General features: G+C 38.5%; 12 protein-coding genes. 5 read left to right on the top strand and 7 right to left on the bottom strand.

Annotated elements, in window-relative coordinates; genetic code table 11:
• The first annotated feature begins 32 nt into the window (after nucleotides 1–32).
• Genes LV716_RS06560 through nadD form a run of 3 tightly spaced genes read left to right on the top strand, consistent with a single transcriptional unit; the run spans nucleotide 33 to nucleotide 2,074 of the window.
• Nucleotides 33–890: a YicC/YloC family endoribonuclease gene (locus LV716_RS06560; protein WP_163416955.1), complete on the top strand. Its 858-nt coding sequence runs from the start codon at nucleotides 33–35 to the stop codon at nucleotides 888–890.
• Entirely contained in the window at nucleotides 887–1,486 is a 600-nt protein-coding gene (gene gmk / locus LV716_RS06555; protein ID WP_163416954.1) for a guanylate kinase, read from the top strand. The genes LV716_RS06560 and gmk overlap by 4 nt, the downstream gene beginning before the upstream one ends.
• A gap of 3 nt (nucleotides 1,487–1,489) precedes the next feature.
• The gene (nadD, locus tag LV716_RS06550; RefSeq protein WP_163416953.1) at nucleotides 1,490–2,074 is read left to right on the top strand and encodes a nicotinate (nicotinamide) nucleotide adenylyltransferase; all 585 of its coding nucleotides are present in this window, start codon (nucleotides 1,490–1,492) and stop codon (nucleotides 2,072–2,074) included.
• Between the two features lie 2 nt (nucleotides 2,075–2,076).
• Here the strand turns inward: nadD and LV716_RS06545 are convergent, their stop codons facing one another.
• Nucleotides 2,077–2,793: a DUF6503 family protein gene (locus tag LV716_RS06545; protein WP_163416952.1), complete on the bottom strand. Its 717-nt coding sequence runs from the start codon at nucleotides 2,791–2,793 to the stop codon at nucleotides 2,077–2,079.
• A gap of 24 nt (nucleotides 2,794–2,817) precedes the next feature.
• The gene (locus tag LV716_RS06540) at nucleotides 2,818–5,100 is read right to left on the bottom strand and encodes an inorganic phosphate transporter (protein ID WP_163416951.1); all 2,283 of its coding nucleotides are present in this window, start codon (nucleotides 5,098–5,100) and stop codon (nucleotides 2,818–2,820) included.
• Between the two features lie 149 nt (nucleotides 5,101–5,249).
• Between LV716_RS06540 and dgt the strand changes: the two genes are divergently transcribed.
• Complete coding sequence (gene dgt, locus LV716_RS06535) at nucleotides 5,250–6,608, top strand: dGTP triphosphohydrolase (RefSeq protein ID WP_163417883.1); 1,359 nt, start codon at nucleotides 5,250–5,252, stop codon at nucleotides 6,606–6,608.
• On the opposite strand, the gene LV716_RS06530 is transcribed toward dgt, so the two are convergent.
• Together LV716_RS06530 and dxs are read right to left on the bottom strand one after the other, a co-directional pair.
• Nucleotides 6,605–7,663, bottom strand: a complete 1,059-nt coding sequence (locus LV716_RS06530; protein ID WP_163416950.1) for a DUF3078 domain-containing protein — start codon at nucleotides 7,661–7,663, stop codon at nucleotides 6,605–6,607. The two genes, dgt and LV716_RS06530, sit on opposite strands and share 4 nt — an antisense overlap.
• Nucleotides 7,654–9,429 carry a 1-deoxy-D-xylulose-5-phosphate synthase gene (dxs, locus tag LV716_RS06525; RefSeq protein ID WP_163416949.1) on the bottom strand — a complete coding sequence of 592 codons (1,776 nt, stop codon included), beginning with the start codon at nucleotides 9,427–9,429 and terminating at the stop codon, nucleotides 7,654–7,656. The genes LV716_RS06530 and dxs overlap by 10 nt, the downstream gene beginning before the upstream one ends.
• An 84-nt stretch (nucleotides 9,430–9,513) precedes the next feature.
• Here dxs and LV716_RS06520 point away from each other — a divergent pair, with 84 nt between their 5' ends.
• Nucleotides 9,514–9,963, top strand: coding sequence for a nucleoside deaminase (locus tag LV716_RS06520; RefSeq protein ID WP_163416948.1), 450 nt, complete (start codon nucleotides 9,514–9,516; stop codon nucleotides 9,961–9,963).
• 50 nt (nucleotides 9,964–10,013) lie between these two features.
• Here LV716_RS06520 and LV716_RS06515 read toward each other — a convergent pair whose 3' ends face one another.
• The 3 genes from LV716_RS06515 to LV716_RS06505 all read right to left on the bottom strand — a co-directional run bounded on the left by LV716_RS06515 (nucleotide 10,014) and on the right by LV716_RS06505 (nucleotide 12,331).
• Nucleotides 10,014–10,208 carry a cold-shock protein gene (locus LV716_RS06515; RefSeq protein WP_163416947.1) on the bottom strand — a complete coding sequence of 65 codons (195 nt, stop codon included), beginning with the start codon at nucleotides 10,206–10,208 and terminating at the stop codon, nucleotides 10,014–10,016.
• A gap of 81 nt (nucleotides 10,209–10,289) precedes the next feature.
• Entirely contained in the window at nucleotides 10,290–10,553 is a 264-nt protein-coding gene (locus LV716_RS06510) for a hypothetical protein (RefSeq protein ID WP_163416946.1), read from the bottom strand.
• A complete protein-coding gene (locus LV716_RS06505; RefSeq protein WP_163416945.1) occupies nucleotides 10,550–12,331 on the bottom strand; it encodes a chloride channel protein in 1,782 nt (593 codons plus the stop codon). The genes LV716_RS06510 and LV716_RS06505 overlap by 4 nt, the downstream gene beginning before the upstream one ends.
• Between the last annotated feature and the right edge of the window lie 14 nt (nucleotides 12,332–12,345).

The following is a 12,345-nucleotide window of genomic DNA, read 5'->3' as shown; positions in this document are numbered from 1 at the left end:
TGGTTACCTTTGTTGAAATATAATCACCCCGTATGATTCAATCCATGACAGGCTTTGGGAAGCATGTAGTACAGCTTCCTTCTAAAAAAATTACCGTTGAGCTCAAATCACTTAACAGCAAAAACCTCGATATCAATGCCAGAATATCCCAATCGTATCGGGAAAAAGAATTAGAGCTTCGGAAAATGATCGCCAATATTTTGGTTAGGGGCAAAGTGGATTTTGGACTTTACGTAGAAATTACGGGAGAGGAGACTACAGCAGAAGTAAACCAGGTTGTAGTGAAACAATATATGCAACAACTTTCCAAAATAGCAGATGGCGATGATTTGAAATTATTGGAAATGGCCTTGCGCATGCCAGACACCATGAAGACCGAAAAAGGGGACATTGACGAGACGGAGTATGCATCCATAAAAGAGGCAATGAAACAGGCACTTACCAAAATCGTTGCGTTTCGTAATGAAGAGGGAGAAGTTTTGGAAAAAGATTTTATAGAACGGCTTAAAAATCTAAAAGTTCTCCTAGACGAGGTAAATACTATGGACCCAGAACGTTTAAATACCGTAAGGGAACGTTTGGAAAAAGCTGTTGCTGACTTGAAAGTAGAATTGGATGCCAATAGGTTTGAACAGGAATTGATCTACTATCTGGAGAAATACGACATCACCGAAGAGAAAGTGCGCCTGACGAACCATCTAAACTATTTTGAAAGTACACTGCAATCCAAAGACTCCAATGGTAAGAAACTTGGTTTTATTGCGCAGGAAATCGGTAGGGAAATCAATACGATAGGTTCTAAAGCCAACTATGCACCAATGCAGCAATTGGTAGTCCAAATGAAGGATGAGTTGGAGAAAATTAAGGAACAAATGTTGAACGTATTATGAAGAAAGGTGGAAAACTTCTCATTTTTTCGGCACCTTCGGGCAGTGGAAAAACCACAATAGTCAAATATTTATTGGAACAACCAGAGCTTAATTTGGCGTTCTCCGTTTCGGCAACATCACGCCCAAGGAGAGGTAAGGAGAAGCACGGTATCAATTATTATTTTATGTCGATATCCGAATTTAAAAATCACATTAAAAATGAAGATTTTTTAGAATGGGAGGAAGTCTACCGCGATAACTTCTATGGTACGCTAAAGAGTGAGGTGGAACGTCTATGGTCCGAGGGCAAGAATGTAATTTTTGATATCGATGTGGTTGGCGGATTGCGCATAAAAAAGAAGTTTCCTAAAGAGACCTTGGCAGTTTTTGTAAAGCCACCCAGTGTTGATGAATTAAAAATTAGGCTCAAAAAACGCAGTACAGAAAGCGATGATAAAATAAACATGCGTGTCGCAAAAGCTTCCGTTGAACTTGCTACGGCACCACAGTTTGATGAAATCATCAAGAATTATGATCTAGATATTGCATTAAAAGAAGCCCATAAATTGGTCTCTGATTTTGTGGGAGCGGAAATAACCACTTCAGACGAAGATTAGGAAATGAAGCAAGTAGGACTCTACTTTGGTACTTTTAACCCCATACATGTTGGACATTTGGCCATTGCCAATCATATGGTCGAATTTTCCGAATTGGATGAGATTTGGTTCATCATCACCCCGCAAAGCCCCTTTAAAACAAAACAATCCCTATTGGAAAACCACCATCGGTATCAAATGGTTTTTGAAGCGGTACAAGACTATCCAAAATTGAAACCGAGCAAGATAGAGTTTGACCTACCACAGCCCAATTATACCATTACAACTTTGGCACATTTGGATGAGAATTATGGCGAGGGCCATAGCTTTTCACTTATCATGGGCGAGGATAACCTAAAGAGCTTTCATAAATGGAAAAATTATGAAGCCATTTTAGAACATTATTCAATCTACGTGTATCCCAGAGTATCTGAAGGAACCATAGAACATAGGTTTAAAGGACATCCAAAGATTACGGCCATAAAAGCTCCTATAATGGAGATTTCCTCTACGTTCATTCGAAAAGAACATAAAAACGGGAAAAACATCAGGCCATTACTACCTGATGCTGTTTGGCGGTACATGGATGAGATGAATTTTTACAGGTAAGTTTACTTTTGAGCTGAACCTTTTAAAGTATCCGTAGCCAAATACGTATTATCCTTGTTATAGTACCATGCCCTTTTCTTGGGCATTTTTATTCCATTGATATCTTCTAAGTCTTCCAAAAGAATATACTCCCCATCATTTTTTGTCTCATCATGATAAAATTGGTAGACTTCCATAGCATAGGTTTTCGGGTCAAAATAGAAGTACCAGACATCATCACCAACGCCCTCTGTATAATTAACTTTTAGAACCAAATAGTCTTTCCCCTTAAATTTTTTGTGCTGTACCTTGTCATCAATAATAGTTCCAGGGTCTTTTAATTTCATGGGAAGCCCATATAGATAGGTATAGTAATTTCGCATCATTTTACCCCGTTCACAGGTCAATCTGTACTTTTTTCTAGCTGCATCGGTAACTTCTGGAGAGCCATTCAGGGTTGTAGTACACTTCTCTCCATCAAAATCATATTGGTAGACGGCACTATCTTTTTCTACTTTTAAATTGAATTGTTCCTTTGGGTTATTTAAAGCTATTATACTTAATCGCTCGCTGGATTTAGGAGTTTGCATTGTAATCTTAAAAGAACCTTTAAAGGTGTTCCATCGTTTGTTTGGATCGTGAAATTCGATGGTCTTTTCCAATAATTCAGTAGCTGAAATGTTTTGGGCAACAGCAATTCCACCAATTAGCAGCACAAAAACTATAAACAGTTGACGCATAGGACCAAAGATATGTAAGGTAGACTAATTATTTTGTTTTTCAATTCTGGCCGGCTCCACAGTGCTATCATGCTCTGAATAATAGAGTTCCAATAATTTCATTGTGGATTTTACCAAGTCCTTACTCTCTGTCAAAAAGGAGAAATATAAGGTTGTGTTTTTTGGGCTCGACTCTTCGGTACGTGTTCGTGCTACCTGCTTTTCTATTTTTTCCGAAATAATTTTAAACAGTTGATCCCTACGTATCAAGATTGATTGAATTTTTTCAAAAGTCCTGGTCTGAAAAATTTCTTGGGTATTGTTAAAAAGTTGTTCCAGTTCAACATCCAGTTCCTTGAGTTCCTTGATCTGTGTATACTTTAACTTTTTATGATTGTTATGCACATGTTTGTAACCCAATGTGGAAATGTATTCCAGAGATTGTGAAAAATCCTGTAGGTGGCCCAATAGACTGATGTAGAAATTACTGGCACCACCAACACTGGATTCGTCCAAATTTTTGATAAAATAGAAAATGTTGTTTTTTAGATCGTCTATTTCACCAGACATTTTATTGACCCCCTTTCTATTTTTTCTGAGTGTTTCTATATCATGTCTTGCCAATCCGTTGACACAATTGGTGTATATTTTGTTACTTCTCTTGATCATGTTGCCAATATTATCGGCACTTTCTTCGATAACCCCCTGTATGGAACTGCTCTCTGCCCTGCGCAAGCTATCTTCCGCTCTAATGACCTTTGTTTTTTTGTTGTGAGACATGTAATTGCGCAGTAAAATAGTGGCTGCGGCAAGCAACAATAGTATCAGTCCAATAAATCCGCCAAGGTAAAGGATATAGGCTATGATCGAAGCTGCTACAAAGGCACTCAAGGCCGTAAAGAACCAACCGCCTATTACATTCAATACTCCGGCAACTCTATATACAGCACTTTCCGCTCCCCATGCCCTATCTGCTAGAGATGTACCCATGGTGACCATAAATGTGACATAGGTAGTCGATAAAGGCAACTTCATGGAGGTGGCAATGGATATAAGAACACTGGCCACCATAAGATTTACAGAAGCTCTTACCATATCGAATGCAGGCATTTCCTGAACTTTACTTTTTGGAACATAAGTGTATGGAACAGCAAAACGTTTGTCTATACCTTTTTGAATAGAAGGTGGAATTACTTTTGAAAGATTTTCAAATGCGGCAATACTCAGTTTTACAACCTGTCTAGAAAGATAATTGGGTTGAAAACGCTCATCGCCTTCGTCCTGTCTTGCAAGATCTACACTGGTCTTAACGACACTTTTTGCTTTAGAGGAAAACCAAAGTGTAATGACCATGATGCCACCAGAAAGAAGTAAAAGTAGTGTTGGGGTCTGTACAGCAGCAGATAATCCACTCATGTTATAGTCTGCCGGGGCTATACCTGAAGCACTCCAATCTTGGAAGGATTGTAGTGCTGCAATGGGAACACCTATAAAATTTACGAGGTCATTTCCAGCGAAGGCCATAGCCAATGCAAAGGTTCCAAAAGCAATGACAAGTTTATAAACATTCCAGTTCAGAAATTTGGCAAAAACATAAGAAATTAGTGTCCATACTATAATGTCCGCCAATACAAAAAGTTGTGGTTGGGTGGCAATAAATTCAGAAAGAGCGCCATTAAAAATAGCGGCACTTTTTAGGCCCTTTACCAATATAAAATAAATAATCGCGGTAATGGCCAAGCCCCCAAAAAGAGCTTCTACCCATTTGGACCTTGCTTTAAAGTTAAAGGAAATCCATAATCTTGAAAGGAACTGAACTATGGCACCAATGGTGAAAGCTATAAAAACCGAGAGCAATATTCCTACAATGATTTCTGTGGCCTTATCTGTATTGATGTAGGTTGCCAGGTCTGAAAACCCACCATCCATTTTGTTTATTTTGACCAATGAGATTGCCACGGAAGCACCTAAAAGTTCAAATACAATGGAAACAGTTGTAGAGGTGGGCATACCCAACGTATTGAAAAAATCCAAGAGCAGAATGTCCGTGATCATGACCGCCATAAATATGATCATAATCTCCTCAAAGACAAATTCACCCGGATTAAAAATACCCTTTCGGGCAACTTCCATCATACCACTTGAAGATATAGCACCAAAAGCGATACCTACACTTGCAACGATCATTATTGTTTTAAAGGAAATTGCTTTGGACCCTATTGCAGAGTTTAAAAAGTTAACAGCATCATTACTGACACCAACCACTAAATCGGTTATTGCAAGAATTGCCAAGGCGATAACCATGAAAATGTAGATGTTCTCCCCCATATAAAAGAAATATGGCAAAAATGCTATTATAAATCCGCATCAAGGTTAATAAAATGTTACGAAATGCAATCAGGAAAACAGGATTATTTTTAATGCTAAAAGAAGAAAATTTATCTTTTGGCATATCTTCGCCCAAAACTAATAATGCTATGGACTGGGAACGGTTACTTTCTTTGAAGCGCTATGGGGATACGGGCAAAAGGCTACGAAAAGAACAGGAAGAGACACGTTTAGGATTTGAAGTAGATTACGATCGTATCATTTTTTCTTCTGCATTTAGAAGTCTTCAGGACAAAACCCAGGTCATTCCCCTGCCCATAAGCGTTGGTTCTAAAAAGGACTTTGTGCACACACGACTCACCCATAGTCTGGAAGTTTCGGTAGTGGGTAGGAGTTTAGGACGTATTGCAGGGCAACGGATCTTATCAAAAAATCCATATTTAAGCGAAGTCCATGGATATCATTTTAATGATTTTGGGGCCATTGTTGCTGCGGCGGCCCTTGCCCATGATATAGGAAACCCGCCTTTTGGTCATAGTGGTGAAAAAGCTATTGGAAATTACTTTAAGCAAGGAAATGGAAAGAATTATAAAGCTCTCCTTTCAGCCGAAGAGTACCAAGATATCATAGATTTTGAAGGAAACGCAAATGGATTTAAACTTTTGACCGAATCGCGAAAAGGGGTTCCCGGTGGGCTGCGTTTAAGCTATGCTACCTTGGGGGCATTTATGAAATACCCCAAAGCTTCATTGCCTACAAAACCTTCCAAGCATATTGCGGATAAAAAATTTGGGTACTTTCAGTCCGAAAAAGAGTTTTTTGGACAAGTCGTTGAAGAAATTGGCCTTAAGACTAATCCCAATAATCCTAAAACAGGATTTTATAGGCATCCTTTGACTTATCTGGTGGAAGCTGCAGATGATATATGTTATACCATTATTGATTTTGAGGATGGTATCAACCTAGGTCTTATTCCAGAAGAATATGCATTGGAATATCTCATAAATCTGGTAAAAGGCAGCATCAATACCAAAAAGTACAACGCCATGAAATACCCAAGTGATCGACTTAGTTATTTGAGAGCACTTGCCATAAACACTTTGATTTTGGATGCGGTCGAGGTTTTTGAAAAGAATGAGAAGGAGATTCTGGATGGTAGTTTTAGTTCATCCTTATTGGACAAAGGAATGTATAAAGCACAAGTAGATGATATCATAAAGCTAAGTATTGAAAAAATCTATAGGTCGACAGAGGTAACTGATAAGGAATTGGCCGGATATAAAATCATTTCAGATATTCTTGATATTTATACGAATGCGCTTATCAACAAGAAAGAAGGAAGCCACACCAATTATGATACGCTATTGATACGGAGTTTGCCTGAAACGTATAGAAATACGGATACCTCTGTTTACAGTATTTTATTGAATACCTGTTGTTTTGTTGCTAGCTTGTCGGATAGTGCAGCGGTACACATTCACGAAAAATTGATGGGGAAACATTTTTAGAAGGCATAGGTCAACCCTACACCCAACAATTGTTTAAACTGTATTCGTGGAGTTCCGGGGTCTGTGACTGTTCCGTCATCGGCAACCACTTCGTCAAATTTAATATCATCATCATAAATTACATGGGTGCCTATATTGGCGTTGATGAACTTGTTCACTTTTAGATTAAAGTTCATTTCCCAATCGATATCAACATTTCCAAAGCTTAAGAGGTAATCTGTATACAGACTTACCCTATGGTTCATAAGCACGTTTTTGAGGATTTCAGTTTCCCATGAGTTATTGATAAGAAATCCAATTTCCATAAAAATGTTTTCACCTTGCTCTACTCCAAAAGCTCCCTGTTCAGATAAATCTTCGTCTAAGACAAATGTTGCTTTTTGGGTCAATGGTGATATATATAGATTGAACTTTCCATCTTCGGGAATATAAGATTTACCTGCACCTACAAATAGGTATCCAGGGGACATAAACCTAGAGATAGGAGTATCTCTATTTGGGTATTTAAATCCATTGGAAAATTGTGTGTTAAATGTTGCTTTGACGGAATAATACCAGTTGGTAATCGTATCTTTCCTGAAACTTATTGCGGATGCGAGACGAATTTGATCGTCGGTTTTTCTGAGTTTCCTTCCTTCCTGTGCGTTTACACCATATCTAAGTTGGGCCTCATTGTTCCAGTTTAAGTATCGAAACTTATAGTTCCTGACAAAACGTGCGCTACTCAGTGCGGATACCGAGTTTTCTCCACCCGCGTTCCAGTTGACAAATGCAACTTCATTGATGTTAAGGCCAAACTCATTGACTTTTGTCCAAAACGAGGTTGGTTTAAACTGCTTGTATCTTTTACGAACAGGCTTCACCCTGTTAAGAACAGTTCTCGGATCCGTAAGTTTCGCACTCCGCGGAACATACTTTAGTTTGATGTCTTTAATGCGCTGCACCTGAAATGCTGGTGCTACGCTATCCTTTTCAAATACTTGTAAAGGATTTACCTGTGCATAAACCGAAGAAAAAGCAAAAAGAAAAATAGCGAAAAAAGTAACTAGTCGCATGATGAGGTTGATTTAATATAAGTGTATAGTGCATCAAAATCCGTACCAGCCATTTGCTGGGTTTCTGGTATTGTACCATGCTCAATAAATTTATCTGGAATACCAAAGATTTTAATGGGAGTTGAAATATTTTGTTCGTTGGCAAATTCTAAAATAGCAGAACCAAAACCACCTGTCTTGCAACCATCTTCGACCGTAATGATGTGGTCATATTGTGTAAAAATGTTTCTGAGCATTTTTTTATCCAATGGTTTTACAAAACGCATATCGTAATGCCCTAAAGATTTTGGCTGGCCTAGTTCTTCCATAATGTTGGCAACCTGATTCCCGGGATGCCCCAAGGTCAGAACAGCAGTTTTTGTACCTTTTTTTAGACAACGTGCCGTGCCAATTTCAATAGGCTTTAATTGGGTTTTCCAGTTAAGGTTTGCACCACGCCCCCTTGGGTAACGTATAGCTATTGGTGACTCTATTCCTCTTTGAGCAGTGTACATGATGTTGCGGAGTTCCATCTCGTTCATGGGGGCATAAACAATTAGATTGGGAATACACCTTAGATATGCTAAATCAAAAACTCCGTGATGGGTTGGGCCGTCCTGCCCTACGAGTCCTGCCCTGTCCAAGCAAAATATGACAGGAAGTTTTTGTAGTGCTACATCATGTATTACCTGGTCATAGGCCCGTTGAAGAAAAGTGGAATAAATAGTGCAAAAAGGGATCAGGCCTTGAGTTGCCATTCCTGCAGCAAGAGTTACTGCGTGCTGCTCTGCAATACCGACATCAAAAGCTCTTTCTGGAATCTCTTCCATCATGAGCTTTAGGGAACTTCCAGTAGGCATGGCCGGGGTAATACCAACAATTTTTTTGTTTTGTTTGGCCAGTTCAAGTAAGGTAAGACCAAAAACATCTTGATATTTGGGAGGTTGTTCTATACCGGCTTTTTTTATTTGTTCGCCAGTATCTTTGTCAAATTTTCCCGGGGCATGATAGACTACCTGATTTTCTTCGGCTTTTTTTAGTCCTTTTCCTTTTGTGGTAATGATGTGAAGTAATTTAGGTCCCTCCACAGACTTGAGTCGTTGCAGTTCTGATACTAGCTTGTGGATATCATGCCCATCAATAGGGCCCGAATAATTTAAATTAAGACACTCAAAAATATTTTCATCCTTTGCTGTTCCCAACTTCACATTGGTAAGGTATTTTTTTAATGCGCCAACACTTGGGTCGATACCGATAGCATTATCATTGAGTATGACCAAGCAGTTTGTATTGGTGACCCCAAGGTGGTTCAAACCTTCAAAAGCCATTCCGCTGGCTATGGAAGCATCACCAACAACAGCGATATGTTGTTTTGAATTCTCGTCGACTATCTTTGAAGCCATGGCCATACCGAGAATGGCAGAAATGGCGGTTGAACTGTGTCCCGTGCCAAAATCATCAAACTCACTTTCACTACGTTTGGGAAAACCGCTTATGCCTCCTAACTGTCTGTTCGTATGGAAATCTTCCTTTCTACCTGTCAAAATTTTATGTCCATAGGCCTGGTGTCCAACATCCCATATCAATTTGTCATTTGGAGTATCAAAAACATAGTGTAGCGCAATGGTAAGTTCTACAACTCCCAAACTTGCGCCAAGGTGTCCTTCCTTGGCAGAAACAATATCAATAATAAACTCCCTCAGTTCCAAGGCAAGTTGAGGCAACTCATCGAGCGATAGTTTCTTGAGGTCTTTTGGAGTATTGATATGTGTTAAAAACTTTTTCAAGGAAACCAAAAGGCAAAAGTACCCATTAATCGGCAAAAACTATTTTATGCTTAGCTTAGCCTCGTTATAAATTTGTAGAAAATAGTGGAGAATCCGTTTGATGATAATTACTTTATGAGAAAGGCCTTACAGGAGGCCGAGATTGCTTTTGAAAATGGTGAAGTACCCGTAGGTGCCGTGGTAGTCATAGATAACAGAATCATTGGCAGGGCACATAATCTCACAGAACGGTTAAAAGATGTAACGGCACATGCAGAGATGCAGGCTATTACTGCTGCATCTAATTTTTTAGGCGGTAAATATTTACATGGATGTACACTTTATGTAACTCTAGAACCTTGTCAAATGTGTGCTGGTGCATTGTATTGGAGTCAAATTTCTAAAATTGTATATGGAGCTCCCGATTTGGAAAGGGGCTTTAATGTAATGGGAACGAACATACATCCCAAAACCGAAGTTGTTAGTGGTATTTTGGAAAACGAAGCCTCACAGCTTTTGAAACGTTTTTTTGTGCAGAAAAGAAATTTAAACTAAAAACCCTGATGCATGCATCAGGGTCGTAATCAAATCAAGAATACATATTTTTACCCGATTACCTGCACTTGTGCGGCAACTGTTCCTTTTCTCCCTTCTTCTTCTTGGTATTCTACTTTGTCGCCTTCGTTCAGTTCCACTCCGTTCAATGCCGTAACATGAACAAAAATGTCTTTTCCCGTGTCGTCGTTGGTAATGAAGCCAAAACCTTTTGACTCATTAAAAAATTTTACTGTACCAGTCATGAAATTAAATAAATTGTTAAAATACTAATGTAGGGTATTTTGAATCTATCAAAGTAAATTAAGCTTTAAATCTTAAGAAAATTATTGATTTTCAGGGTTTTTCTGGTCTTTACCTTGCATTTTTTTAATGTTTTCGTTGGTTAGCATATAATCTTTCATACTTTTCCCCTTACTTTCCTTGATTAAAAAAAGAGGCATAGCAATTAGGAAAAGTCCTAAAGTACCAAATCCGATACATTTGTTGGCTTTAGGTGGATTTTCTTCTTTTATGCTGAAACCATAACCAATTGAAGCGAATGATGCCAGTACAATGATGACTATAAGATATTTAATCTTGAATTTCATTTCGTAAAATTGATAAGTTTTCTTCGATATGCGGTCAACAACTTTGATTTAGAAATAAATCCTACATATTTACCTTCTTTTATTACCGGCAAATTCCATGCCCCGCTATCTTGAAATTTTTGCATTACTTGTTTCATGCTATCTGCTTCGTAGAATATTTGTTCGGGTGGGGCATGCATTAAATTCTTTACATATACGGAAGTGTAAAGTTCGGTATCGAACATAAACTCTCGAATATCATCCAAAACAATGATGCCCATTAATTTTTCCTCTACATCAAGTACAGGAAAAATGTTACGATTTGATTTGGATACCGATTCATGGAGCATTTGTCCAAGTGACATTTCTGGACGGACAGCTTTAAAGTTTTTCTCAATAATGTTTTCCATTTCTAGCATCCTCAGTACCATTTGGTCTTTATCATGGGTTAAAATCGCTCCAATTTTCGCCAATTCTTTGGTGTAAATAGTATAGTCCAATGCATTTTTTGTAATCAGATAAGATATGGATGCCGTAATCATCAACGGGACAAAAAGTTGGTATCCTCCCGTAATTTCAGCTATCAAGAAAATAGCCGTTAAAGGGGCATGGATAACCCCGGCTATCAATCCTGCCATACCAATAAGGGTAAAATTACTTTCAGAAACCTCAAAACCCAGCCCAAGGTTATTGATAACTTTTGCAACTGCATTGCCAAGTGCACTTCCCATGACCATTGTGGGTATAAAGATTCCTCCTGCACCGCCAGCTGCAAAAGTGGTCGTCATTGCAATGGCCTTAAAAATGGTAATCCCGAACAATAAGGCGATAACCACCCAAATATTATCCATGTAAGCATCTAGAGGAGTTTTTCCCAGTGCTTCTACATGATTCCCGTCTAATAGGTTGTTTATAAACCCAAAACCTTCTCCATATAAGGGTGGTACGGCGTAGAGCATGATTCCAATGGCAATACCCCCGACCAAAAGCTTATATTTTGGACTTTTAAAACGTTTGAATATATCGAAAATGCCAAAATACATTTTGGTAAAATATATAGATGAAAAAGCGGTGCCAACACCCAGAAGAATGTAAAAGAAAGTGTCCTCTAGTTGAAAACCTTCAGATAATGAAAAACTAAAAAGGACTTCATTTCCCAAAAAGAAATAGGAGGTAAGCACCCCGGAAATTGAAGCCAAAAGTAATGGAAGCATAGACAGCATGGTCAAATCCATGGTAAATACTTCTACGGCAAAAATAATGGCTGCAATAGGGGATTGAAAAATAGAGGAGATAGCACCAGCTGATGCACAAGCAACGAGCAACGAGCGTGTTTTTGTATCTATATGAAATAATCTGCTAAGGTTTGAACTTATGGCTGACCCTGATTTTACCGCAGGGCCCAACAATCCTACCGACCCTCCGAAACCAACGGTCAAAGGAGCCGTGATTAAAGGGGCATAAATATTTTTTACTTTTAATAATCCTCCTTTTTTTGATAGTGCGAAAATGATGGAAGAGACAGCATGTTGGATCGGTTTTTTGTTTACAAACTTTACATAAAGAAAGACAAAAGTCAAGCCAATGGTAGGAAGGATAAAGTACAGTTGATTTTCGGAAAAAACAATGCCTTTTTCTAAAAGGGCTTCAATAAAATAAGTGGTGTTTTTTAGGGTTACAGCTACCAATCCTGCTAAAAAACCAACGATTATGCTCATAAGGTGCACAAAAGTCTTGTTGGAAATGTGTTTGTATCTCCATTTTAAAAATCTTGTGAGAAGTTTTTTGGTGTTCGGCATGGGGTTAAGGTTGA

This window comes from Flagellimonas sp. HMM57, assembly GCF_021390175.1.
Lineage (GTDB): Bacteria > Bacteroidota > Bacteroidia > Flavobacteriales > Flavobacteriaceae > Flagellimonas.
The sequence above is the reverse complement of the archived record's forward strand: the minus strand, read 5'-3'. Positions and strand labels throughout refer to the sequence as shown.